Here is a 22731-nt window from a genome sequence, read left to right as displayed (position 1 = left end):
CCACGCTGTACCTGCACTGCCTGAATGTTTCCACCCCGGAGCACGCCGACAAGGTCCGCAAGGATGTCCGGGACACCGAATCGTGGCTGATCCACACCATCGGCACCCGCGAAGACCTTGAGGTCCTCAGGGCCGAGGAAGCGCAGGTCCGCCGGGAGGTCGCCCTCGAAACCGGAAACCCCGCCGCAACCGGCAAGGGAGCCGCATCATGATGAACGTCTTTGTGGTCCTGGTGGCCGTCATGCTCTCGGTCGCAGCGGCCGGAGCGATTTTCCGGATTGCCCGCGGGCCCTCGATTCTGGACCGGGTGCTGGCAGCCGACGTGCTGCTGACCATCGTCGGCGCGGCCCTGGCCACTGACATGATCGTGAACAAAAACCTCAACTATCTGGCGCTCCTGGTGTCCATCTCACTGATCGGCTTCATTGGCTCCGTGACCGTTGCCCGCTTCGTTACGGACAGGAGATAACCGGTGAGCCAGGAACTGAATGACCTGATTGTCGGAATCCTCATGCTGGGCGGGGCGCTGATGTCGCTGGCCGCGGCCATTGGCCTGACCCGGTTCCCCGACCTCATGAGCCGGATGCACGCAGCGTCCAAGCCGCAGGTGCTGGGACTGCTGCTGTTCCTGCTGGCCATGGCCGTGCAGTTTGAGAGCTGGGTGCTGCTGCCGATCCTTGGCGTCTGCTGGCTGTTCATGATCCTCACCGCGCCGGTGTCCGCCCACATGATCGGCCGCGCCGGTTACCGGACCAAGCACCTGCGCCCGGAGCTGCTCACCATCGACGAGCTGGACGACGTCGTCGGCCGTGCCCAGCAACTGCTGCTGCAGGCCAAGGCCGGCGCACCCGGAACCAACGACGGCGGACGCGCCGACCGGGTGGATGATGATCCGGGGGCGCCGCCGCCCGCGGGCTCCCTCGACGACGACGCGCTCCCCGCGACGCCCGCCGCGGCACCCGAAGCCCGCCCCGGCGTGGTGTCCGGTGCCGAAGCGGAAACAAGTCAGGGCGCCCGCCGCCCGGAACACCGTCCCGGGGGCTGAGCGCCCTGTGATGAAGCGGAGCTGCTAGACCACTTCAGGCGTCTTCTTGTAGCGCTGGATGGCCCGCTGGGTTCCGCGGGTGGTCAGCACCCGGATGCCCTGGCTGACCGCTCCGGAGACGACGGCGAAGATCACTGCGGTGCGGAGGCTGACGTCCAGGACGCCGTCGTTGTCCCGCGGCGGTTCGTTGCCCGTGATCCGCGTCCAGGCAAAATCGAGGATTTTCGCGGACAGCAGGCCGGCGCCGATGCTGGCACCGGTCGCGAGCAGTTTCAGGATCAGGTTCATGGGTGCTCCTAGGGTTGAAGGCCTTTTTCCTAACCCTACCCGCCGATCCGCCCCACCGGGGCAGTGGCGTGTGTAGAGTGGGAAACGCAAAAACACACGACAGGGGAGCGCCGCTTCCCGCCGGGCCCAAGGCCCGGCAGGCAGAACAAGGCGCTGAGAGTGCGGACATCCGCAGACCCTCGAACCTGATCCGGTTAGTACCGGCGCTAGGGAGTCGAGATCTCACGGGACATCATGGCAAACCGCCCTGAAGGGCCCCTCCCCTCCTGTACCTCAGGAGGTTATTTCATGCAGCAGAACAAATCCCACCCACAGTTTCAACGGCAGTTAAAATCCCTGCGCCGCCCGTGGCGGGTCGTCGACATTGTCGTCGCGTCAGTCCTGGCCGTGGCCGTAGGCGTGATTTTCTGGGCCTGGTCGCTGGGCTACGCCGGGGTGGAAGCCCTGATCCTGGCGTTTCCGCCGCTGGGCGGGCTGTACACCGGCGGATGGCTGATTGCCGGAGTGCTCGGCGCGCTGATCATCCGCAAACCCGGGGCAGCGATCTACTGCGAGGTCCTCGCCTCGGCCGTGTCCGGAGTGCTCGGCACGCAGTTCGGCCTGTCGGTGCTGCTCTCCGGATTCATCCAGGGCCTCGGCGCGGAACTGGTGTTCCTGGCCTTCCTCTACCTTCGGTACACGCTTCCGGTGGCCGTACTGGCGGGGCTGGTCTCGGGCGCCTTCCTGGGGGCCAGCGAAAGCATCCTGTACAAGCCGGAATGGGCGCTTCAATGGCAGGCGCTCTACACGCTGCTGGCCGCCGCTTCGGGCGCCGTCATTGCCGGTGCCGGATCCTGGCTGGCTGCCCGGGCCCTGGCCCGCACCGGTGTGCTGGCATCCTTCGCGTCGGGAAGGGCAGCGGACGGGCGCTCCCATGAGCGGGCCTAGCCCCGTTCCCGCCGGCGTCCCCGTGGCGGTCCGCGCCCGGGACTTCAGCTGGCGGCACGCCGGGCGCACCGCCCCGGCCCTTTCCTCCCTGTCACTGGATATCGACGCCGGGGAGAAGGTTCTGCTGCTGGGCGCTTCCGGTGCCGGCAAATCCACGCTGCTGCATGCCCTCGCGGGCGTCCTCGGCGAAGGCTCCGGCCCGGATGCCGCGGGGGAGCAGCAGGGCAGCCTGACCCTGGACGGTGTTCAGCCGCTGCAGGCCCGCGGCCGGGCGGGACTGGTGCTGCAGGACCCGGACTCCCAGCTGGTGCTGTCCCGGGTGGGTGACGAGGTGGCCTTTGGTCCTGAGAACCTTCGGGTTCCGCCGGAGGAAATCTGGGACCGGGTCCGCACCAGCCTGGACGACGTCGGCCTCCGGGTGCCGCTGCACCATTCCACTGCCGCCCTGTCGGGAGGCGAGAAGCAGCGCCTGGCGCTGGCTTCGGTGCTCGCGATGCGGCCGGGCCTGCTGCTGCTGGACGAACCCACCGCCAACCTGGACCCGGAGGGCGTGCTGGAAGTGCGCGCTGCCGTCGAACGCGTGCTGGAACGCACCGGTGCCACGCTGATCGTGGTGGAACACCGCGTCGCGGTCTGGGCGGACGTCGTCGACCGCGTGGTGGTCCTGGCGGCCGACGGCGGCATCCTCGCTGACGGACCGCCATCAAGGGTCCTCGCCGATCCGGCCAACCGCGCCCGGCTCGCCGCGGCCGGCGTCTGGCTGCCCGGAACCCGTCCCGCAGCCGGCGGGCCGGCGGCCGGGGCTCCGGGCGCCTCCCTGCTCGAAGCCCGCGGTCTGGGCGTCGGACGGTCCAAGCGGGGCCCGGCGGCCGTGAGCGGAGTGGACCTGACGCTGCGGGCCGGCACGGCGCTCGGGATCACCGGGCCCAACGGCGCCGGAAAATCGACGCTGGCGCTGACCCTGGGCGGACTGCTGAAGCCAGTGGCCGGAACCCTGCGCGCTGCTCCCGCGCTGGCCGGAACTGCTGGCCCCGACCCCCGGCGCTGGAAATCCACGGACCTGGTGACCCGGATCGGCACTGTCTTCCAGGAACCCGAGCATCAGTTCCTGGCCGCGACGGTGCGCGAGGAACTGGCGTTCGGGCCGCGGCGCACCCGCCGGCGCTCAGAGGCCGAGGTCTCGGCGCTGGTGCAGGCACTGGCGGAGCGGCTGCGGCTCACGGCACTGCTGGACGCCAATCCGTTCACGCTCTCCGGCGGGGAGAAGCGCCGCCTGTCGGTCGCCACGATGATCGCCACCGAACCGGACGTCCTGCTCCTGGACGAACCCACGTTCGGGCAGGATGCCAACACCTGGGCGGAACTCGTGGAGCTGCTCCGCACACTGACAGCTGACGGCACCGCGGTGGTCGCGGTGACGCATGACGCCGAGTTCCTGGCGGCCCTGGGCGGGAACCGCCTGCACGTGGAGCACGGCACCGCCCGGACCGGAGCGCTGTTGTGAGCCGGCCCGGGGAACCGGCGACGGCGCCCGAACGGACCGGGCGCACCGATCTGCGCAACCCCTCCCGGCGTCCGGCCGGAACGTTGCTGGAGCGGGCCAACCCGCTGTCCAAGCTCGCCGCCGCCCTGGCGCTCACGCTGGCCGTGCTGGTGAGCGTTGACTGGATCAGCTCCGGGATTGTCCTGGCCGGCGAGCTGATCCTGCTGCCGCTGCTGCGGATCCCGCCGCTCACCCTGCTCAAACGCATCTGGCCGCTGGTCCTGGCCGCCTTGCTCGGTGCCTACGGAACCGCCCTGCTGGCCGAGAAGACCGGTGCCGTGCTGCTGGACGCCGGACCGCTGCTGTTCACCTCCGATTCAGTGGCCGCCGGCATTGCCATCGGGCTTCGGGGACTGGCCATCGCCCTGCCCGGGATCTATCTGCTGGTGTCGACGGATCCCACGGACCTGGCGGACGCCCTGGCCCAGAAACTGCGGCTGCCGCACCGGTTCGTGCTCGGCGCGCTGGCCGCGATGCGCCTGGTCGGGCTGCTGGTTACCGAATGGCAGAGCCTGGGCATGGCCCGGCACGCCCGCGGCGTCGGTTCGGATTCCGGGGCGCTGGCCCGGGCCCGGTCCTTCGGCGGCCAGTCGGTGGCGCTGCTGGTCCAGGCGGTGCGCCGCGCCACCCGCCTCGCCGCGGCCATGGAGGCGCGCGGTTTCGGCAGCGGGAACAGGACCTGGGCGCGGACCTCGGCGTTCACCGGGATCGACGTGTGGGTGACCCTGTACGGCGTGCTGCTGGCCAGCGCCGCCCTGGCCGCCGCGGCGCTGGCCGGGACGTTCAATTTCATCCTGACCTAGGCCCGGTCGGCGGGTCAGGCCTCCGACAGGGCCTCGCGCAGCAGGCTGGTCAGCTCCTCGGTCAGGGCAGGCGATGAGCTGATCGGTGTTCCGTCGATGGAGGTCACCGGGGCCAGCAGTCGAATGCTGGACACCAGCCACACGGCGTCGGCCTCCATCAGGTGCACCGGTTCCAGCGGGCCGTACCCGCGGGCCCAGCCTGCCGCTTCGGCGGCGTCGAACAGGGCGCGCTGGGTGGTGCCGGGCAGGATGCCGCTCTCCAGCTCGGGGGTCAGCAGCGTTTTCACCCCGTCTTCCTCCACCGCCAGGATGACGCTCGACGTCGGCCCCTCCAGCACCTTGCCGTCCGAGGACGTGAAAATGACGTCATCGGCGCCGTTGGCCTTGGCGTAGCGCAGCGCCGCCATATTCACCGCGTAGGAGAGCGTCTTGGCGCCGAGCAGCAGCCACGGCGCCCGTTCGGCGAGGGTGCTGTCGTAGCCGCGGTCCAGCAGCAGGACGGCGAGCCCGTCGGCAGTGCGTTCCCGGGAGCCGGCCGGAAGAGGGGAGGCAGCCACCCAGGCCGTGGGGGAAGCAGCCCCTTCGGCGCCGCGGGTCAGCAGCAGCTTCACCACTGCCTCGCCCGGCCCCGCCTGCAGCATCAGCTGGGCGAGCGCGGTGGCAACAGCACGTTCCCACGCGTCCCGGGCCGGCGGCACAAGGTCCAGGGCCTGCGCCGACGAGCCCAGTCGGTCCAGGTGCGCGGCCATTTTGCGGGGCTTGCCGTCGACGGCAAGCATCGATTCAAAGATGCCGTCGCCGCGGGTGGCGCCGAGGTCAGTGGCCATCAGCTGCGGTTCGGAACCGTCAGCAAGGCGGCCTTCGGGGAATCCAGGGTCCAGAAATACCAGAACAGTCATGAACCCAGCCTAGTTTGCCTGTGCGGCAGACTAGGGTGGAGGTTTGGATCTGCTGATGGGAGCGTCGTGTGTGGGTGGCATTAACCGGGACAACGCTTCCCGTCTGGATTGTCACCGCACTGACCGTCCTCGACTACGCAATCCGGATTGTTGCGCTGGGCGTGGTCCCCGGCAACCGGCGGCCCACCACGGCCATGGCTTGGCTGCTGTGCATTTTCTTCCTTCCGGTACCCGGAATCATCCTGTTCCTGCTGTTCGGCAATTTCCGGCTCTCCGAACACCGGGTCAAGCGCCAGGCTGAAATCAACCGGGCCGTGCGTGAGAACACCCGCGAGCTCGAGGCCGAAGGCAGCCGGTATTCCGGTCCGGAATGGGTAGTCTCCGCGACCGAGCTGAACCGCAGGCTCGGATCGTTTCCGAGCCTGGACGGCAACAAAGTGGATCTGCAGCGGGACTACAACGAGTCAATCCGGGAGATGACCGATCTGGTCCGCACCGCGCGGGATTACGTGCACGTCGAGTTTTACATCATGAGCTACGACGACGTCACCCGGGACTTCTTTGCCGCGCTGAAGGAAGCGGCGGCCCGCGGCGTGCGGGTGCGCCTGCTGTTCGACCACATCGGCACGCTGCGGGTGAAGGGCTACCGGACGCTGCTGCGGGAACTGCGCAGCAGCGAGATCCAGTGGAAGCGGATGCTGCCCATCCTGCCGGCCCGCGGCCAGTGGCGCCGCCCGGACCTGCGCAACCACCGGAAAATCCTGGTGGTGGACGGGCTGGTGGCCTACACCGGATCGCAGAACATGGTGGAGGCGTCCTACCGCAAGCGCCGCAACCATAAATCGGGCCGCAGATGGGTGGAGCTGATGGCGCGCGTGGAGGGGCCGGTCATCGATGAGATCAACGTGGTGTTTGCCACGGACTGGAACGCGGAAACCGATGAGAACCTGGAGCGCGAACTAAGCCTCTACGAGTGGACCACGCATCCCGGCGATGTCACCTGCCAGGTGGTGCCCAGCGGGCCCGGCTTCACGACGGAAAACAACCTTCGCCTCTTCACCTCCCTGATGTATTCGGCGTCGGACCGCATTTCCATCACCAGCCCCTACTTCGTCCCGGACGATTCGCTGCTGTACGCGATTACGACGGCGGCCCAGCGCGGCGTGCAGGTGGAGCTGTTCGTCTCCGAGAAGGGAGACCAGTTCCTGGTGGACCATGCCCAGCGGTCCTACTACGAGGCGCTGCTGCGCGCCGGCATCCGGATCTACCTTTACCCGAAGCCGCTGGTTCTCCACGCCAAGCATTTCACCATCGACAACGAGGTGACGGTGCTCGGCTCCTCGAACATGGACATGCGGTCCTTCTCCCTGAACCTGGAAGTGTCGATCATGATGTTCGACGGCGACATCGTGGCCAAGACACGACGGATCGAGGACACCTACCGTTCCATGTCCCGGGAACTGCTGCTCTCGGACTGGGTGGGCCGGCCCGTCTGGCAGCGCTACGTGGACAACGTCTGCCGGCTCACCGCCACGCTGCAGTAGCTAGTCCGGGAACCGGGATCCCAAGGCGCTGAGGACACCGAACGCCTTGGCCCGGATTTCCTCCCACTCGGCCGCGGGATCCGAATCCGCAGTGACGGCGCCGCCCACCCCGAGGGTCAGGGCCGTGCCCTGGATTTCCAGCGTGCGGATCACCACTGACAGATCCGCGGCCCCGGTCAGGGAGAACCAGCCGACAACGCCGGAATAGGCACCGCGCGGGGCGCCCTCCAGCCGGTCCAGGATGGCCATAGTGCTGATCTTCGGGGCGCCGGTCATCGATCCCGGCGGGAACGCGGCGGCAACGGCTTCGGCCCGGGACGCGCCGGGGCGCAGCCGGGCGTCCACGGTGCTGACCAGCTGATGGACGGTGGCGTAGCTTTCCACGGCGCACAGCCGGGGAACGGTGACGGACCCCGGAACGGCGTAATGGGACAGGTCGTTGCGCAGCAGGTCAACGATCATGACGTTCTCCGCCCGGTCCTTCAGCGAGGACACCAAATCCGCCTCCAGCCTCCGGTCTTCCGCCGCGGTGGCTCCGCGCGGTCGGGTGCCCTTGATGGGTTCAGCGCGGATCCGTCCCGGCACGTCCAGGGCGAGGAACCGCTCCGGTGACGTTCCGGCCAGGCAGAAGCTGCCGAACCGCAGCAGGGAAGCGAACGGAGCGGGGCTGCGCCGCCGCAGCGCCCGATACAGGGCCAGCACCTCCCCGCCGGCCGGCGGGGCGGGCAGCTGCGCGGTCAGCGAGGTGGTCAGGCAGACCTCATAGGAGTTTCCGTTGCCGATCTCCTGCTGCGCGGCGCGGACCTTGGCCAGATACGCGTCCCGGCTGTCGCGCACGGCAAACCGCGCCGGAGCGGGCAGGTCCGGAGCGGGCGGTTTCTGGGCGGCGGTTTCCACGGCGCTTTTCACCTGAGCCGTCCACCCGCCGCCGCCGTCGTCGCTGTCACCGCCGTTCCCCGGATCCGAGGGGACCGGGGCCAGCGGATCCGCCAGGGTCAGGACATAGAGGCACTCCTGCTCGTGGTCCAGAACCACCGCACGGCCGGCGAAGATTAGGGCGGCGTCCGGTGCTGCCCCGGGCGGCAGGGGGATGTCGGTGCCGCCGGTTTCCCGCTTGAGCTCATACCCCAGGAAACCCAGCCAGCCCAGCGCAAATCCGCACGGATAATCGGCGCTGACCGTGGCGCGCGGCCGGCCCCAGACCGAATCCAGCCAGGGGAAAAACGGACCGCGGTGCAAGGCCGTCACGGGTCCCGACACGACGGTGGTGATGCCGCTCCGGTGCTCCGCGTAGCGGCCGAGCGGACCGCCGTCGTCGGCCATGATGCTGTACCGGCTGCGGGCCGCGACCTGTGCGGCTCCGGACACTGCGCCGGACACTTCGGTGGTCCCCGACGGCGCTGCCGCACTGGAGCTGTCCAGCCAGACCGCTCGCGGTGCGTCGGCATAAAGGCTGGCGAAGAGCCGCTCGGGCGCGATCCAGGTGTCCAGCCGGTCCACCCGCACGGTGCAGGCCGCAGCGTTGGCACCCGGCCAGCCGGATTGGAGCCGGGGCACCTGCAGTTCGCCGAGCGCGCGCAGGACAAAGGCTGCGGCGGCAACCGGCTCCCCGTGAAGGTGCTGCCGGTCCACTCGGATGTCGGCGGCGGCAGCGGCCGGATCACCGGCCGTCCAGGCGCGTTCCTGCGCGGCCCACCGCTCCCAGTGCGGGGCGTAGGTGTCGCCGTCGCGGGCCAGCGCACGCTCCCGGCGCAGATGGGTCGGCGCGGAGACCCAGACGGCGGCGTCGAGCAGGTCCCGCACGCCGGCGCTGGAGGCGCCGACTCCTTCAAAGATGACGATGTCGGCCGGTGCCGTGCTGCGGATCTCGCCGTACTCGCCGGCTGCCCAGTCCCAGGCCCGCCACCGGGCGGTACGGCCGGCGGCCAGCGGCACGGCAACGTGCTCGCGGAAGGCGGCGATCCCGGCTGCCAGCCCGTCCCATCCGGGGTACAGATCCTCCAGATGGAACAGAGAGACCGAGTGGTGGGCGCGCAGTGCTGCCGCAAGTTCGACGGCGAGGGTGGTCTTGCCGGCGCCGGACAAGCCATCGACCGCGATGAGGACGGGCAGGGCGGCGGCGCCGGCCGTGGTGCCGGCCGCGGCGGGACCCGTCACTGGTCGGCGGGCCCGGCGGCGTCCAGGGCGGCGCGGACGTATTCCACCACGCCCGGCACCGACGCCTGGATCAGGGCATAAGAGGAATCGAAGTCGCTCATGTCGCCGTACCAGGGGTCGTCGATGCCCTGTTTATCCGGCGGCAGGCCGGCCGAGGCGGGATCGAAGCTGCGGATCATCCGCACTTTTCCGCGGTCCCGGGCGCTGCCCGCCCAGTCCTGCAGCTCCAGCAGGTGTCCGTAATCCATCGCCAGGATCAGGTCCCGGTCCGCAAAGTCGTCAGCGGTGAAGGCACGCGCCCGGAAGGGAGCGAGTTCCTGCGGCGCAAATCCGTGGCCGGCCAGCTCCGCGAAGGTGCGGTCATCCATCGGGCGCCCGGCCTCCCATCCGGTGACGCCGGTGGAATCGACGGTGACCTCCGACCCCAGCCCGGCGTCGTCGAAAGCGCGGGCGAGGCAGAACTGGGCCATCGGTGAGCGGCAGATGTTGCCGGTGCAGACCGTCATGATTCGGTACATGCTTTCAGCCTACCGAGGGTTGCTCCGTCAGGCCCACGCGATGATCTCGCCGGAGGGGAGCAGGAACCAGCCGTCCGGAGCCTGCGTCCAGCGCCGCCAGCCGGCGGCCATCCGGGCGAGGCCGGCCGGGTCGGTCAGCTCCCGTTCCAGCGCCTGGTCCGCGAAGGCCGAGTGCAGCACCCGGTCCGCCCAGCCGTCTCCGAACCAGGCACGCCGCTCCGGGGTGGCGTAGAGCCAGTTGGACGCCGACGGTTCAAACTCGGTGAAACCGGCTTCCAGGGTCCACGCGACGAGCCGCCGGCCGGCGTCGGGCTCGGCGGCGTTGCCGCGGGCGATCTGCTGGTAGGTCTCCATCCACTCCGTGAGTTCGGGCAGTTCCGGATACCAGCTCATGCCGTGGAAGTCGGCGTCGCGCACCGCCACCAGGCCGCCGGGCCGGGTCACACGCCGCATCTCGCGCAGGGCAGCCACCGGATCGGTCAGGTGCTGGAGCACCTGGTGGGCGTGGACGACGTCGAACGTTCCGTCCGGATAATCCAGGTCATACACGTTGCCGGCCGTGAACTCGACGTTCGCCAGCCCCCGCGCCGCGGCCAGGGCCCGGGCCTGGGCGACGACGTCCTCCGAGGGGTCCAGCCCGATGACGGGCCCGGGATCCACAAGGTTGGCGAGATCGGCAGTAATGCTCCCCGGCCCGCAGCCCACATCCAGCAGCGCCATGCCGGACTCCAGATAGGGGAGCAGGTAAGCAGCGGAATCGGCGGCAGTTCGGGTGGCATGGGCGCCGACCACGCTGTGGTGATGGCCGTGCGAATACTGTTCAGGACGCATAGGCCGAGGATACGCGGGCGCAGGGGCTGTGCGCCCGAAGTTGCGGCGTGTGTCGGCCGTGCTCAGGAGGGGGAGGCTTTGTGCCGGCGCCGCTTGCAAACGGCAAGGTTGAGTCCGACCCGCTCAACTTTGTTGACAAACAATCCGCCCTGAGTAAAGTTGAGTGCAGAAGGCTCAAGACGCGCTGCGGGATTGATGATCCCTTCCAACGGCGCCGTTTTCCACGGAAAGAGGAAGCAAACATGTCACGTGCAGTAGGTATTGACCTTGGAACCACCAACTCGGTTGTCTCCGTCCTTGAAGGCGGCGAGCCGACCGTTATTGCCAACGCTGAAGGCGGCCGCACCACGCCGTCGGTTGTTGCTTTCGCCAAGTCCGGTGAGGTTCTCGTTGGCGAAATCGCCAAGCGCCAGGCCGTCAACAACATTGACCGCACCATCTCCTCGGTCAAGCGCCACATGGGCACCGACTGGAAGGTGGACATTGACGGCAAGAATTACACCGCCCAGGAAATCTCCGCCCGCATCCTGCAGAAGCTGAAGTCCGACGCCGAATCGTACCTGGGTGAAAAGGTCACGGACGCCGTGATCACCGTTCCCGCGTACTTCAACGACGCCGAGCGCCAGGCCACCAAGGAAGCCGGGGAAATTGCCGGCCTGAACGTGCTGCGCATTGTCAACGAGCCCACCGCGGCTGCTCTGGCCTACGGCCTGGACAAGGGCAAGGAAGACGAGCTCATCCTGGTCTTCGACCTCGGCGGCGGAACGTTCGACGTTTCCCTGCTCGAAGTCGGCAAGGACGAAGACGACTTCTCCACCATCCAGGTGCGCTCCACCGCCGGTGACAACCGGCTCGGCGGCGACGACTGGGACCAGCGCGTCGTCGATTACCTGCTGCAGCAGGCCAAGGCCAAGGGCGCCGACCTGTCCAAGGACAAGATTGCCCTGCAGCGCCTGAAGGAAGCGGCCGAGCAGGCCAAGAAGGAACTCTCCTCCGCGACCTCCACCAACATCTCCCTCCAGTACCTCTCGGTTACCGCCGACGGTCCGGTGCACCTGGACGAGCACCTGTCCCGTGCCAAGTTCCAGGACCTGACCAAGGACCTGCTGGACCGCACCAAGAAGCCGTTCAAGGACGTCATCGCCGAGGCCGGCATCAAGGTCTCCGACATTGACCACATCATCCTCGTCGGCGGTTCCACCCGCATGCCGGCCGTCACCGAACTGGTGAAGGAACTGGCCGGCGGCCAGGAGCCGAACAAGGGCGTGAACCCGGATGAGGTTGTCGCCGTCGGCGCCGCACTGCAGGCCGGTGTCCTGAAGGGCGAGCGCAAGGACGTCCTGCTGATCGACGTCACCCCGCTGTCCCTGGGCATTGAGACCAAGGGCGGTGTGATGACCAAGCTGATCGAGCGCAACACGGCCATCCCGACCAAGCGCAGCGAAACCTTCACCACTGCTGACGACAACCAGCCGTCCGTGGCGATCCAGGTCTTCCAGGGCGAGCGCGAGTTCACCCGCGACAACAAGCCGCTGGGCACGTTCGAGCTGACCGGCATCGCGCCGGCTCCCCGCGGCGTCCCGCAGGTTGAGGTCACCTTCGACATCGATGCCAACGGCATTGTGCACGTGTCCGCCAAGGACAAGGGCACCGGTGCCGAGCAGTCCATGACGATCACCGGCGGTTCCTCCCTCTCCAAGGAAGACATCGACCGCATGGTCCGCGAAGCCGAAGAGCACGCAGCGGAGGACAAGAAGCGCCGCGAGGCTGCCGACGTCCGCAACTCCGCCGAGCAGCTGGCCTACTCCGTGGACAAGCTCCTCACGGACAACGACGACAAGCTGCCCGAGGACGTCAAGACCGAGGTCAAGGGCGATGTTGATGCCCTGAAGAAGGCCCTCGAGGGCACCGAAAACGACGACGAGGTGAAGTCGGCGTTCGAGAAGCTGCAGACCTCGCAGACCAAGCTGGGCGAAGCCATCTACGCCCAGGCCCAGTCTGAAGGCGCAGCAGGTGCCGGTGCTCCCGGTGCTGCCGGCGACGCCGGAGCTTCCGACACTTCCTCCGCCGCCGACGAAGACATCGTTGACGCCGAGGTTGTTGACGACGAAGACAAGAAGTAATCATGACGGCAGGGAACGAAAACCCCAACGAAAAGTCCAACCCTGAGGATTCCGACCCGGCCGGCCAGCAGCCGGCCGAGTCCGGGGACTCATCGGCAGCCGAGCCGGACGCCTCCCCGGAGGCCCAGGCTTCCGAGGAAAACTCCGGTGCTGAGGGAGATGCCCTGGCCCAGGCCGAGCAGATCCTGAACAGCGCGGGTGTGCCCCCGCAGCAGCAGGAAGCAGGATCTCCGGAGGCTGCGGAGCTGCGCAATGACCTGCTGCGGCTGCAGGCGGAATACGTCAACTACCGCAGGCGGGTGGAGCGTGACCGCGACGTTGCCCGGGAAATGGCTGTCATCGGAGTCCTGAACTCCGTGATGCCGGTCCTGGATGACATCGACGCAGCGCGTCAGCACGGCGACTTGGCGGAGGGACCCTTTGCGTCCATCGCCACCAAGCTGGAAAACACGCTGAAGACCTACGGGCTGACCCGGATTGACGAGGTGGGGGTCGAATTCGATCCCAACATCCACGAAGCGTTGATCCAGCAGCAGAGCCCGGACGTCCAGTTCGACGCAGTGACGCAGATCCTGCGGGCCGGATACAAGGCGAACGACAGGGTGCTGCGCGCGGCCCAGGTCATCGTCTCCGTTCCGGAGCAGTAAGGCGCGGGTGTCCGGGGCCGTTCACGGCGGCCCCGGGCACCTTTTTTCAGCAGTGCACGTCCGGTCCGTAATCCGCGGGTTGCGGGCAGGAGCAGTAACTTAAGGAAGGGGACGCCAATTGGCTAGTCAGGATTGGGTCGATAAGGATTTTTACAAGATTCTGGGTGTCCCCAAGGACGCGTCGGAAGCCGATATCAAGAAGGCGTATCGGAAGCTGGCACGCAAGTACCATCCGGACCAGAACCAGAGCGATCCCTCTGCTGAGCGGATGTTCAAGGATCTGTCGGAGGCCTACTCGGTGCTTTCCGACGCCGAAGAGCGCCAGCAGTACGACGCAATCCGCGCCATGGGCGGCGGTGCGCGCTTCTCGGCCGGCGGTCCCGGCGGTGCCGGTGCCGGCGGCGGTGCCGGGTTTGAGGACCTCTTTGGCGGGCTGTTCGGCGAGGGCGCCCGGCCGGGCGGCCGCCGCACCACGTACAGCACCGGCGGCGGCAGCAACATTCCGCCGGAATTCGCTGACCTGTTCGGCGGCGGCGGCTTCGGCGGGGGCTTCGGCTCCGCTCCGCCGCAGAAGGGTGCCGACCGGACGGCCACCACCACCATTTCCTTCGCCGGTTCCATCAACGGAACCGTCATCGGGTTGCGCGAGCCCAGCGGCGAGGTCGTTGAAGTCCGCGTTCCGGCCGGCGTCAAGGACGGGCAGAAGATCCGGGTCCGCGGCAAGGGCCAGCCCGGGGCGGCCGGCAACGGAGACCTGATGGTCACCGTCCGGGTGACGCCGCACGATTTCTTTGTCCGGGACGGAAACAACATCCGCATCCACGTGCCGGTGAGCTTCCCCGAGGCGGCGCTGGGCGCCACGATCGAGGTTCCCACGCTGACCGCCGACAAGGTCAAGCTCAAGGTGCCCGCGGGAACCCCGTCCGGGCGCACCCTGCGGGTCAAGGGCCGGGGCGTGCACACCTCCAAGGGCGACGGCGACCTGCTGGTCACCATCGACGTCGCCGTTCCCTCTCATCTGAACAAGGAAGCCAAGGCGGCGGTCGAGGCGTTCGCCGACGCCACGAAGGGTGAGGATCCCCGAGCGGGCCTGGCGTCCAAGGCACGTCTCTAGCAGCGCAAACACGGTTCGGTTTCCCGTGCCCCGGGAGCCGAACCGGGTTATCGTTACTAAACGTCAACAGCTGTCAAGGAGGAAACGATGGGCATAGATGTTAATGCGCCTATTTTTGTGATCTCCGTAGCCGCGGAGTTGGCGGACATGCATCCGCAGACCCTGCGGCAGTACGACCGGCTGGGAATCGTCTGCCCCAGCCGGGCGCCGGGCAGGTCCCGGCGCTACTCGCAGCATGACATCGACATGCTCCGCGAGGTCCAGCGGCTCTCCCAGGAGGGCGTCTCGCTGGAAGGCATCAAACGCATCATGCAGCTGGAGAACCAGGTTTCCAGCCTGCGGTCCCGGATCTCGGAACTCTCCGCGGAACTGGACTCGATCCAGCAGCGCACGCCGGAGCGGAGCCGGGTCTTCGCCGCAGGCCTGGCCGGCGACGTCGTCACCCTCACCCGGGGCCAGCGGCCGCCCGCCTCGCGTCCCTTCGCGAACCAGCTCAGCCTGGCTTCGCTGGTCCAGCGGCGAAGCCAGCTGCGCGCCTTGCCGGCCGGGAAGCAGGAACCCGTGAACTACGCCGACGGCGGCTACGTCCCGTCCCTGTGAGGACGGCCGGGCCGGCTCCGACTGCCTGACCGGCTCCGATTACCTGAACCGGCGGCCCTGGTCGCGGCGGTTCGCCCAGATTGCCAGGGCGCCGAGGAGCAGGGTCCATGCCAGCAGGCAGGGCAGCGCGGCCGGACCGAGCGGCTCGCCGGAAAACACCGCCACCGAGACGTCGCGGGCCGCCCGGGTGGGCAGGAACAGCGAGAACGTGTTCAGTCCGGGGCTGAACAGTTCCGGCGGCAGCATCAGCCCGCCTGCGAAGGCCAGCGGAAAGAACACCACCTGCGTGACGGCAATCGCCACCTTTGGGGTGCACAGATACCCGATGAGCAGGCCCAGGAACAGGAACGGCAGCCCGCACACCAGCCACACCAGCACCGAGGCCGGCACCCGCCACCAGGCCAGCGTGCCGGTGGTGAAGGCGTCCAGCGCCGCCGTGGTGAACACACCCACCAGCATCACCGGGATCAGTGCGAAAAAGGCAAACATCATCGCGGTCAGTGCCCGGGCCACGGTGGGCGGCAGGGCACCGGCCGGCAGCGTCCGCACGTAGCTGCTCCACGGATTGGCGCGGTCCTCAGCGACACCGATCCCGTAGTTGAACAGGAACGAGCTCATCACGCCGAAGAGTGCGAGCTGGGCCACCGCTATCAGCGACGCAATGGGGTTGGAGATCACCGCCTGCTGCGGCAGCACGAAAAACACCAGGGCCAGCGTGGGGAACACGGTTGAGGAAATCACCGAAATCGGAATGCGCAGCTGCTCCAGCACCTGCGCCTTGGTGTGGGCGCGGACCAGGGATGTCATGGCTGCTCCTCTCCGGCGGAGGCCGAAACGGTGTCGGGATGGTGCGTCAGGGCCAGGAAGGCCTCTTCGAGGCTGGCCGCGTGGACCTCCAGCCGGGAAAAGGGCACGTTGTCGCGAACCAGCCGGCGCACCGTTTCATCGGCGTCGCGGCTCAGCACGGTCACTGTGTTGTTCGGCCCGGCAGTGGCACCTGCGCTCTCAGGCAGGGATGCAAACGACGACGGCGGCAGCCCGGTGCGGAAGGACACCTTGCTGACCGACACATGGCCGCGGATTTCATCCACCGTCCCGTCGGCAACGATGGCACCGGAGTTCAGGACGACGACCCGGCCCGACAGTGCCTGGATTTCCTCCAGATAGTGGCTGGTGACCAGGAGGCTGCCGCCCGCCCTGCGGTACTCGCCGAGCCGCTCCCAGAGGTTTTCGCGTGCCTCCACGTCCAGGCCGGTGGTGGGCTCGTCCAGGATCACCAGCCGCGGCCGTCCGACCAGGGCCAGCGCCACCATGAGCCGGCGCTGCTGTCCGCCCGAGAGCCCGCCGCACTGTTTGGCCGCGATCTCCGCCAGCCCGAAATCCGTCAGCAGCTCGGCCGTGGGCACCGGATCGGCGTAGTGGGCGGCCACGAAGTCGACAGTCTCGCGGACCCGCAGCGTGGGCGGAAGCGAGGTTGCCTGCGGCGTCGTGCCCAGCTCCCGCCGGGCCAGCGGATCCCGCGGACTCCGGCCAAAGAGTTCCACGCTTCCGGCATCTGCCGTGCGGAGCCCGCAGAGCAGGCTCAGCAGAGTGGATTTGCCGGCGCCGTTCGGGCCGAGCAGGCCGAGGGCTTCACCGGCCCGGATCTCCAGGCTCACCCCGCTAAGCGCCGGTTTGCCGGCATAGCGCTTGGTGACCGAGCGGGCTGCCGCCAGGACCGGTGCCGGTCCGTCGTCGGCGTTGGCCCGCTGCGGTGTAAGACCGGGGTGGAAACTCATGGTGCCTCCAGTGGTAAGGATCTGCCGTCTTGGGTAAGGCCCGCGAGGAGGTCCCGGAGCGCCTTGCGGTACTGCAGGTAAGCGAGCCTGCCTTCGGCGCTGATGCCCACATAGGTGACGGGGGTGCGCCCTTCGATGGTCTTGGTGATCTCGACGTAGCCGGCGTCTTCGAGCTTGCGCAGGTGCGTGGAGAGGTTGCCGGCGGTCATGTCCAGCATGCCGCGCAATTTGGTGAAGGCGATGCGGTTGAGCTCGCCCACCTCGTTGAGCGTGGTGAGGGCCCGGAGCCGGGATTCGGCGTGGATGACCGGATCCAGTTCAGGCATGGGACACCGCCGTTTTCCGCTTCCGGGTGCCGAGGTATTCGGCCAGGGACCCTGCCAGCAGCCCGCCGGATCCCAGATAAAGGAACACGGTCAGGAAATACGCCGGGCCGGACAGGAGAGCGGCGATGGTGACCACCAGCAGCCACACTCCGAGGAAAGACTGGCGGCGGTCGTTGAAGGTGGTGCCGCCGGTGATGTAGAGCAGGCCGGCGATCAGCACGGCGATGGAGTTGATCAGCATGCCGCGCATCCAGAAATCCTCCACCGTGCGCCCGATGATGCCGCTGAGGATCCCCATGATCAGGAATCCCAGGGCCCAGGAGGCGCCGTACATGCCGCCCTGGAAGGCGGTGTGGCCGCGGAGGCCCCGGGTGCCGCGGATGGTCATGGCCACCGTGGAAACCGTGGCGGCAGCCAGGGCCACGCCGAGCACCACGAGGGCGGCGCCCGGTTCGAGGGGAAGCCATCCGCGCCTGCTGCCTTCCAGTGCCCCGTACCCCACAACCCAGGTCAATCCCCACAGCAGGTAGACCAGGGCGGCATTGCCGCTCAGCTGCCGGTGGACGGAGCGTTCGGCATCCTCAACGATTTGCAGCGCCGCGCGCAGGTCCAGCGGTTCATCGGGAAGCGCGGCATCCTGCGGGTGTCTTCCCCCGGAATAGCCGTCGCTGTGGAGATCAGTGTGGTTCCGGATCATCGTGTGCCCCTGGGTTGGTCATCCGGCGTTCGGCCGGCTGCAAACCAGTTTGCGGCAAGGGTCACAGTAAGGATTGTAAAAGGCTGATCCGCGAGATGGCAGAAAGTGCTCTTCCCAGGCCCGGGAACAGCCGTTTCTGCCATCTCGCGGCCCGGGTAGTCACGCCTGCCGTGGCGGGGGGATGTGGGAGCGGGGGAAGGTGGAAGGGGGAAGGGGAGGGGCGGAACCCGGCAGGCGCAGTCAGCGCAGGCGCCGCGCCCGCAGGACGACGTCCTCGGTGTGGTGGGCGCCGGCTCCGGCGGCGACGTGCCGGGGCCGGACCTCGTTGACTTCGATCCGCCAGTTTCCGTCGAGGAGCGCGCGGATATCCGCCAGGCCCACATATTCGTCCAGATCAATGCCGCGGGCGCTGGCCTGCGCAGCGGTCGGCAACGGGTGATGTACGGCCAGGAGCACGCCGCCGGGTGCCACGGCATTCAGCAGTGCCCGTTCGGCGGCGTTGTCGCCGGTGCGCAGCAGTGCCGGGTACTGCGCCGACACCACGTCAAAGGATGCGGCGGGCAGTGCGGCCTCGACGAGGCCGGAGTGCAGCCAGGTCACCGTCACTCCTCGCCGTTCGGCCTGCCGGGCAGCCCGGTCCAGTGCCACCCGTGACACGTCAAGGGCCGTGACATCCCAGCCCTGTTCGGCCAGCCACAGGGCGTCGGCGCCCTCGCCGCAGCCGACGTCCAGGATGCGTCCGGGCACCAGCCCGCGGACCTCGTGAACCAGTGCCGCATTGGGCTGCCCGCTCCACAGTTCATCCGAGGCGGCGTAGCGCTGATCCCAGAAGTCTTGGATCGCATCCCGGCGGAGGGGAGCGGAGGGGGCGCGGCCGGGGGAGCCGGCGGAGTCGGAGTTTGTCTGTTCCATACCAAAAGCATGCAGGCACGGAGCTCCGCCGGCAAAGATCCGTTGCTGAAACGGCAAGTGCTGAAACGGCCAACAGGCGGGAGTCCTTCTGCCGGCTCGGCTCCGCACTCAGCGCGGGGTGTCCGCCTCCGGGCGAAGACGGATGAGGCGCTGCGGGCCGTCCTCCTCCAGCTCCACCAGGTCGCCGTGCGAGGCGAGGAAATCGGTGAAGGACCGGAAGCCGAGCGGCTTCTCATTAAAGGAGGGGTCCATCCGCCGCATCTGGTTCTTGATCGTGCCCGTGTTGAGCCACTCGTCGGCGTCGCCCTTGGCATGGCCGATCTGCAGGGCGCGCACGAGGAGCTCCGTCGCCAGTGTCTGCGGATCGATGTCCTCGGCCGGCTCCGGCTCGTCGAACTGCGGAAACCCGGTGTGCGAGAACATGGGGATCGTTGTGAGGTTGCGGGCCTTGAGGGGTGCCGGATCAGGCTCCGCCGCCTCCACCGGATCCGGTGACTTCTTCCCCGGCGCCGGCCGTTCCGCCGCGGCTGCGGCTGCGGCGGTCTTGTCGATGCCGGGCAGCGAGTCGTAGTCCTCGAACTCGTCGCAAGCGGCGGCGAGGGAGGTGCTGGTCGACCCGGCGACTCCGATGCCGACAACAAAGCGGCCGAGCCGCTTGGACTTCTGCGCGAGGGCAATGTAATCGGAGTCTCCGGCGACGATGATGACGTGAGTGAGGTCGGGCAGCCGGAAGAGATCTTCGACCACGTCAACGGCGAGGCGAATGTCCGCGCCGTTCTTGGTGCCGCGGGTGGTCGTGGTGAACAGCTGGGTGAGGTCCACCGCCCGGGACATGAGCTGGCGCTGGTAACTCGCGTTGACCGGCACCGACCAGTCGGCGTATGCGCGGTTGACGACGAGGGTGCCAAAGGACGCGGCGAAGTCGATGATGGCGTTGAAGTCGACCGTCGCCGCGGTCAATTTGGCGGCCACCTCGGGGTCGGCATCCCGGCTCGTCTTGTCGAAGTTGCGGATGCCGTCACGCTGGAAGGCGTTTCGGCCGTGCAGCTGCTGATAGCGCGAGATGACGATGTTGTCGAAGTCGATGTAGAGGCCGACGCGGGCATCGTTTGGTTCAGTCATGGAAACTCAGGCCTTGCGGTAGGAGAGATCGAAAATCAGGCGGCCTGCCTGGTGGGCTTTGTTCTCGAAGCTGGTCAGGGTGCGCCCGTCAAAACGCGGTGCCCAGCCGCCGCGGGTGTCGACGTCGTTCACCGGGGCCTTCTTTTCCAGACCCTCGCGGTTCACCCGGGTCAGAGGGCTGTCCTCGCCGGCGCGCTCGCCGTCGTGCAGGTTTTGGAACCGGGGGGAGGCATCGAGGACTTCGCGCATCTGCACGGCGTAATCGGACCAGTCGGTGGCCAGGCGCCAGATGCCGCCCGGCACCAGCACGCGGGCCACCAGCTCGGCGAATTCATCCTTGACCATGCGGCGCTTGTGATGGCGGGTCTTGTGCCAGGGATCGGGGAAGAAGACCCAGACCTCGTCCACTGACCCCGCGGGGAGCATGGTGGTCAGGACCTCGGGGGCGTTGGCCTGGACCACGCGGACGTTGGTGAGCTCTTTTTGGCCGATGCGCTGCAGGGTCTGGGCCAGCCCGGGAAGGTAGACCTCCACGGCCAGGTAGTTCTTGTCCGGGTTCTGCTCCGCGGCGTGCGTCACTGCTTCGCCCAAGCCCGAACCGATTTCCACGACCAGGGGAGCGGTGCGGCCAAACTCGGCAGCGGCGTCGAACACGTAGTCCGGGTCGACGGAAGTGTCAGCCTCGGCACGCGGAACGTCGATGACGAACCGGTCGGAGAGCTCGTCCCAGGCCTGCTGGCGGCGTCCCTGGAGGCGGGAGCCGCGCCGGACAAACGACACCGGAGAGCGGAAGTGCCTGGACTCTCCGGTTTCCTCAGTGTCGGAAACGCTGCCGGCATCCGGGGCAGCGAGATCCGGAGAAATGGGGTCCGGAGCGTTCAGGGAGCCGGCGTCGGGCAGGGCTGGTTCAGTAGTCATCACCGTTAATGCTATCGGCTGGCGCAGCGGCCGGTTTGCAGCTTCCGCCGGAGCCGGCAGCGCACCGGCGACGGTGGCCGATTAGGAAACTGCGGGCATTCCGGTAAACTGGATGAAGTTGTTGTGTCTGCCGCGCCTCAAAGCCGCGTGTGTAAGCAGCACAACCTGCGTCGATGAACGCTTTCTTTTGTCCCGCTGGCCGATATCCGGCCAAGCCCTGGACACTGTCTGACTTTTCTTCGGCGAACCCCCGGTGCCATACGGCTTTGGGGGCCTCTTACCGAAAGTTGCCTGTCTTTTAATGACTACTTTTGCTGCCCTTGGCGTACCCAAGGTCCTCGTTTCAGCCCTCTCCGCTTCCGGAATTGACGAAGCATTCCCGATTCAGGTTGAAACACTTCCCGATACCCTCAAGGGCCGCGACGTACTGGGCCGGGGCCGTACCGGCTCGGGCAAGACTCTCGCTTTCTCGCTGCCGCTGGTCACCCGGCTGGCCGAGGCCGAAGCAGCCTACCGCCGCAAGCCCAACCGCCCGCTGGGCCTGGTCCTGGCACCCACCCGCGAACTGGCCACGCAGATCAACAACGTGATTGAGCCTCTCGCGAAGGAACTGGGCCTGAGCACCACCGTTATCTACGGCGGCGTGTCCCAGCAGCGCCAGGAAAAGGCCCTCAAGGCCGGCGTTGACATTGTCATTGCCTGCCCCGGCCGGCTTGAAGACCTCATGAAGCAGAAGGTCATCAGCCTGGAATCCATTGAAATCACTGTGCTCGATGAAGCCGACCACATGGCTGATCTCGGATTCCTGCCGGTTGTCCAGCGTCTGCTGGACCGCACTCCGGAAAAGGGACAGCGGATGCTGTTCTCGGCCACCCTGGACAACGGCGTCGACAAGCTGGTCCGCCGCTACCTGTCCAACCCGCTGACGCACTCCGTGGACGATCCGCAGGCCGCGGTCACCACGATGGAGCACCACGTCCTGCTGGTCCAGGACCAGACGGCCAAGAAGCTGCTGGTCAAGGAACTGGCCTCCGGCCAGGGCCGCCGCATCATGTTCATGCGCACCAAGCACCACGCCCGCAAGATGGCCAAGTACCTGACGGACAGCGGCATCCCCACCGTTGACCTGCACGGCAACCTGTCGCAGAACGCCCGCGACCGGAACCTCGCGGAATTCTCCTCCGGCGACGTGCGCGTCCTGGTTGCCACCGACGTCGCCGCCCGCGGCGTCCACGTGGACGACGTCGAGCTGGTCGTTCACATCGACCCGCCCACGGAGCACAAGGCATATCTGCACCGCTCGGGCCGTACGGCCCGTGCCGGATCCAGCGGAACTGTCGTGACGCTGACCCTCCCGGAGCAGAAGAGCGAAGTCTCCAAGCTGATGAAGGCTGCCGGTGTTGACGTCTCCATCGAGAAGGTCTCCCACAATTCTCCGTCCATCGCCAAGCTGATCGGCGACCGCGCCGCTGCTGTGGAGCCGCATGTGCGCGCCGCCCAGCTCGCGTCGAAGTCGCCTCAGCAGGGCGGCGGCCGGTCGACCGGTGCCAACGCCCAGCGCAAGCGCGCCGCCCGCTCCACCGCCACGCCCCGTGCCGGCGGCCGGGGCGGATCCGGCGGACGCGGACGCGTCTCGGCGGAACGCACGGACCGCAGCGAGCGTGACCGCAACGATTTCACGCCCGAGGCACCCCGCGCCCAGCGCTCACAGGACGGACGCCGCGGCGCAGCTGCTGCTTCCACCGCGCAGGGCCGCAACCGCCGCCCGGCCACCGGACAGCGTGCCGGAGATGTTGCTCCCGCCGGCGGCGGACGCCCCGCAGCGGGCGGCCGCAGCTCTGCGCCTTCGGGCGCCGGGCGTCCCGCACGCGGCGCCGGCCCCCGCCGCGCCACCGCTCCGGCCTCGAACGAACGCCGTTCGCGCTAGCGCTCAGCAGTA

At 68.0% G+C, this 22731-nt stretch carries 23 protein-coding genes, 1 pseudogene and 1 riboswitch; of the genes and pseudogenes, 12 read left to right on the top strand and 12 right to left on the bottom strand.

Going from position 1 to position 22731, the window contains the following annotated elements; all coding sequences use genetic code 11:
• From QNO00_RS07120 to mnhG, 3 genes and pseudogenes are all read left to right on the top strand, one after another.
• Window positions 1–212, top strand: a pseudogene (locus QNO00_RS07120) (hypothetical protein); the annotation flags it as partial.
• Window positions 209–469, top strand: coding sequence for an MrpF/PhaF family protein (locus QNO00_RS07115; protein WP_229966163.1), 261 nt, complete (start codon window positions 209–211; stop codon window positions 467–469). The pseudogene QNO00_RS07120 and the gene QNO00_RS07115, both read left to right, overlap by 4 nt.
• A gap of 3 nt (window positions 470–472) precedes the next feature.
• On the top strand, window positions 473–1045 hold the full coding sequence (gene mnhG / locus QNO00_RS17305) for a monovalent cation/H(+) antiporter subunit G (RefSeq protein WP_349643470.1): 573 nt from the start codon (window positions 473–475) through the stop codon (window positions 1043–1045).
• Between the two features lie 24 nt (window positions 1046–1069).
• Here mnhG and QNO00_RS07105 read toward each other — a convergent pair whose 3' ends face one another.
• On the bottom strand, window positions 1070–1333 hold the full coding sequence (locus tag QNO00_RS07105) for a DUF4235 domain-containing protein (RefSeq protein WP_229966162.1): 264 nt from the start codon (window positions 1331–1333) through the stop codon (window positions 1070–1072).
• A gap of 91 nt (window positions 1334–1424) precedes the next feature.
• A riboswitch (TPP riboswitch) is annotated at window positions 1425–1563 on the top strand.
• Between the two features lie 58 nt (window positions 1564–1621).
• On the opposite strand from QNO00_RS07105, the gene QNO00_RS07100 reads away from it, so the two are divergent.
• From QNO00_RS07100 to QNO00_RS07090, 3 genes are read left to right on the top strand one after another with little or no spacing between them, the layout of a single operon-like run.
• Window positions 1622–2260 carry an ECF transporter S component gene (locus tag QNO00_RS07100; protein ID WP_229966161.1) on the top strand — a complete coding sequence of 213 codons (639 nt, stop codon included), beginning with the start codon at window positions 1622–1624 and terminating at the stop codon, window positions 2258–2260.
• Window positions 2247–3764 (top strand): ABC transporter ATP-binding protein, encoded by a 1518-nt coding sequence (locus QNO00_RS07095; protein WP_284024075.1) that lies wholly within the window; start codon window positions 2247–2249, stop codon window positions 3762–3764. The genes QNO00_RS07100 and QNO00_RS07095 overlap by 14 nt, the downstream gene beginning before the upstream one ends.
• Window positions 3765–3814: 50 nt before the next feature.
• Complete coding sequence (locus tag QNO00_RS07090) at window positions 3815–4606, top strand: energy-coupling factor transporter transmembrane component T family protein (RefSeq protein WP_229966663.1); 792 nt, start codon at window positions 3815–3817, stop codon at window positions 4604–4606.
• A 14-nt stretch (window positions 4607–4620) separates the two neighbouring features.
• Here the strand turns inward: QNO00_RS07090 and QNO00_RS07085 are convergent, their stop codons facing one another.
• A complete protein-coding gene (locus tag QNO00_RS07085) occupies window positions 4621–5505 on the bottom strand; it encodes an aminodeoxychorismate lyase (protein WP_284024074.1) in 885 nt (294 codons plus the stop codon).
• A 74-nt stretch (window positions 5506–5579) separates the two neighbouring features.
• Between QNO00_RS07085 and cls the strand changes: the two genes are divergently transcribed.
• The gene (cls, locus tag QNO00_RS07080; protein ID WP_502863192.1) at window positions 5580–7049 is read left to right on the top strand and encodes a cardiolipin synthase; all 1470 of its coding nucleotides are present in this window, start codon (window positions 5580–5582) and stop codon (window positions 7047–7049) included.
• Here the strand turns inward: cls and QNO00_RS07075 are convergent, their stop codons facing one another.
• From QNO00_RS07075 to QNO00_RS07065, 3 genes are read right to left on the bottom strand one after another with little or no spacing between them, the layout of a single operon-like run.
• A complete protein-coding gene (locus QNO00_RS07075) occupies window positions 7050–9206 on the bottom strand; it encodes a chorismate-binding protein (RefSeq protein ID WP_284024073.1) in 2157 nt (718 codons plus the stop codon).
• On the bottom strand, window positions 9203–9724 hold the full coding sequence (locus QNO00_RS07070) for a low molecular weight protein-tyrosine-phosphatase (protein WP_284024072.1): 522 nt from the start codon (window positions 9722–9724) through the stop codon (window positions 9203–9205). Before QNO00_RS07070 ends, QNO00_RS07075 begins: the two co-directional genes overlap by 4 nt.
• 27 nt (window positions 9725–9751) lie before the next feature.
• Window positions 9752–10555: a methyltransferase domain-containing protein gene (locus QNO00_RS07065; protein ID WP_229966156.1), complete on the bottom strand. Its 804-nt coding sequence runs from the start codon at window positions 10553–10555 to the stop codon at window positions 9752–9754.
• A gap of 242 nt (window positions 10556–10797) precedes the next feature.
• On the opposite strand from QNO00_RS07065, the gene dnaK reads away from it, so the two are divergent.
• The 4 genes from dnaK to QNO00_RS07045 all read left to right on the top strand — a co-directional run bounded on the left by dnaK (window position 10798) and on the right by QNO00_RS07045 (window position 15039).
• Window positions 10798–12678, top strand: a complete 1881-nt coding sequence (gene dnaK / locus QNO00_RS07060; protein WP_229966155.1) for a molecular chaperone DnaK — start codon at window positions 10798–10800, stop codon at window positions 12676–12678.
• A 2-nt stretch (window positions 12679–12680) separates the two neighbouring features.
• Window positions 12681–13325, top strand: a complete 645-nt coding sequence (locus QNO00_RS07055; RefSeq protein WP_229966154.1) for a nucleotide exchange factor GrpE — start codon at window positions 12681–12683, stop codon at window positions 13323–13325.
• A gap of 118 nt (window positions 13326–13443) precedes the next feature.
• Window positions 13444–14439 (top strand): DnaJ C-terminal domain-containing protein, encoded by a 996-nt coding sequence (locus QNO00_RS07050; RefSeq protein ID WP_229966153.1) that lies wholly within the window; start codon window positions 13444–13446, stop codon window positions 14437–14439.
• An 87-nt stretch (window positions 14440–14526) separates the two neighbouring features.
• Complete coding sequence (locus QNO00_RS07045; protein WP_284024071.1) at window positions 14527–15039, top strand: heat shock protein transcriptional repressor HspR; 513 nt, start codon at window positions 14527–14529, stop codon at window positions 15037–15039.
• Between the two features lie 39 nt (window positions 15040–15078).
• Here the strand turns inward: QNO00_RS07045 and QNO00_RS07040 are convergent, their stop codons facing one another.
• The 7 genes from QNO00_RS07040 to trmB form a co-directional block, all read right to left on the bottom strand.
• Window positions 15079–15846: an ABC transporter permease gene (locus QNO00_RS07040; RefSeq protein WP_229966151.1), complete on the bottom strand. Its 768-nt coding sequence runs from the start codon at window positions 15844–15846 to the stop codon at window positions 15079–15081.
• Window positions 15843–16817 (bottom strand): ABC transporter ATP-binding protein, encoded by a 975-nt coding sequence (locus tag QNO00_RS07035; protein ID WP_284024070.1) that lies wholly within the window; start codon window positions 16815–16817, stop codon window positions 15843–15845. The genes QNO00_RS07040 and QNO00_RS07035 overlap by 4 nt, the downstream gene beginning before the upstream one ends.
• On the bottom strand, window positions 16814–17143 hold the full coding sequence (locus tag QNO00_RS07030) for a transcriptional regulator (protein ID WP_229966149.1): 330 nt from the start codon (window positions 17141–17143) through the stop codon (window positions 16814–16816). The genes QNO00_RS07035 and QNO00_RS07030 overlap by 4 nt, the downstream gene beginning before the upstream one ends.
• A complete protein-coding gene (locus tag QNO00_RS07025) occupies window positions 17136–17840 on the bottom strand; it encodes a hypothetical protein (protein WP_284024069.1) in 705 nt (234 codons plus the stop codon). The genes QNO00_RS07030 and QNO00_RS07025 overlap by 8 nt, the downstream gene beginning before the upstream one ends.
• Window positions 17841–18080: 240 nt before the next feature.
• Entirely contained in the window at window positions 18081–18752 is a 672-nt protein-coding gene (locus QNO00_RS07020) for a class I SAM-dependent methyltransferase (RefSeq protein WP_284024068.1), read from the bottom strand.
• A 108-nt stretch (window positions 18753–18860) separates the two neighbouring features.
• Window positions 18861–19874, bottom strand: coding sequence for an NYN domain-containing protein (locus tag QNO00_RS07015; protein WP_229966146.1), 1014 nt, complete (start codon window positions 19872–19874; stop codon window positions 18861–18863).
• 6 nt (window positions 19875–19880) lie between these two features.
• Window positions 19881–20792: a tRNA (guanosine(46)-N7)-methyltransferase TrmB gene (gene trmB / locus QNO00_RS07010; protein WP_229966145.1), complete on the bottom strand. Its 912-nt coding sequence runs from the start codon at window positions 20790–20792 to the stop codon at window positions 19881–19883.
• A 301-nt stretch (window positions 20793–21093) separates the two neighbouring features.
• Between trmB and QNO00_RS07005 the strand changes: the two genes are divergently transcribed.
• Entirely contained in the window at window positions 21094–22719 is a 1626-nt protein-coding gene (locus QNO00_RS07005; protein ID WP_229966144.1) for a DEAD/DEAH box helicase, read from the top strand.
• The last annotated feature ends 12 nt before the right edge of the window (window positions 22720–22731 follow it).

Origin of the sequence: Arthrobacter sp. zg-Y1219 (assembly GCF_030125545.1) — a bacterium.
Classification (GTDB): Bacteria; Actinomycetota; Actinomycetes; order Actinomycetales; family Micrococcaceae; genus Arthrobacter_B.
The sequence above is the reverse complement of the archived record's forward strand: the minus strand, read 5'-3'. Positions and strand labels throughout refer to the sequence as shown.

Coding starts and splice junctions, on each gene's coding strand:
- QNO00_RS07025 (WP_284024069.1), bottom strand. CDS start 17,840: ATGATCCGGAACCACACTGATCTCCACAGCGACGGCTATTCCGGGGGA.
- QNO00_RS07015 (WP_229966146.1), bottom strand. CDS start 19,874: ATGACTGAACCAAACGATGCCCGCGTCGGCCTCTACATCGACTTCGAC.
- QNO00_RS07055 (WP_229966154.1), top strand. CDS start 12,681: ATGACGGCAGGGAACGAAAACCCCAACGAAAAGTCCAACCCTGAGGAT.
- QNO00_RS07115 (WP_229966163.1), top strand. CDS start 209: ATGATGAACGTCTTTGTGGTCCTGGTGGCCGTCATGCTCTCGGTCGCA.
- QNO00_RS07085 (WP_284024074.1), bottom strand. CDS start 5,505: ATGACTGTTCTGGTATTTCTGGACCCTGGATTCCCCGAAGGCCGCCTT.
- QNO00_RS07070 (WP_284024072.1), bottom strand. CDS start 9,724: ATGTACCGAATCATGACGGTCTGCACCGGCAACATCTGCCGCTCACCG.
- QNO00_RS07005 (WP_229966144.1), top strand. CDS start 21,094: ATGACTACTTTTGCTGCCCTTGGCGTACCCAAGGTCCTCGTTTCAGCC.
- QNO00_RS07030 (WP_229966149.1), bottom strand. CDS start 17,143: ATGCCTGAACTGGATCCGGTCATCCACGCCGAATCCCGGCTCCGGGCC.
- QNO00_RS07105 (WP_229966162.1), bottom strand. CDS start 1,333: ATGAACCTGATCCTGAAACTGCTCGCGACCGGTGCCAGCATCGGCGCC.
- QNO00_RS07035 (WP_284024070.1), bottom strand. CDS start 16,817: ATGAGTTTCCACCCCGGTCTTACACCGCAGCGGGCCAACGCCGACGAC.
- QNO00_RS07045 (WP_284024071.1), top strand. CDS start 14,527: ATGGGCATAGATGTTAATGCGCCTATTTTTGTGATCTCCGTAGCCGCG.
- QNO00_RS07040 (WP_229966151.1), bottom strand. CDS start 15,846: ATGACATCCCTGGTCCGCGCCCACACCAAGGCGCAGGTGCTGGAGCAG.
- QNO00_RS07020 (WP_284024068.1), bottom strand. CDS start 18,752: ATGGAACAGACAAACTCCGACTCCGCCGGCTCCCCCGGCCGCGCCCCC.
- QNO00_RS07065 (WP_229966156.1), bottom strand. CDS start 10,555: ATGCGTCCTGAACAGTATTCGCACGGCCATCACCACAGCGTGGTCGGC.
- QNO00_RS07095 (WP_284024075.1), top strand. CDS start 2,247: ATGAGCGGGCCTAGCCCCGTTCCCGCCGGCGTCCCCGTGGCGGTCCGC.
- dnaK (WP_229966155.1), top strand. CDS start 10,798: ATGTCACGTGCAGTAGGTATTGACCTTGGAACCACCAACTCGGTTGTC.
- trmB (WP_229966145.1), bottom strand. CDS start 20,792: ATGACTACTGAACCAGCCCTGCCCGACGCCGGCTCCCTGAACGCTCCG.
- QNO00_RS07100 (WP_229966161.1), top strand. CDS start 1,622: ATGCAGCAGAACAAATCCCACCCACAGTTTCAACGGCAGTTAAAATCC.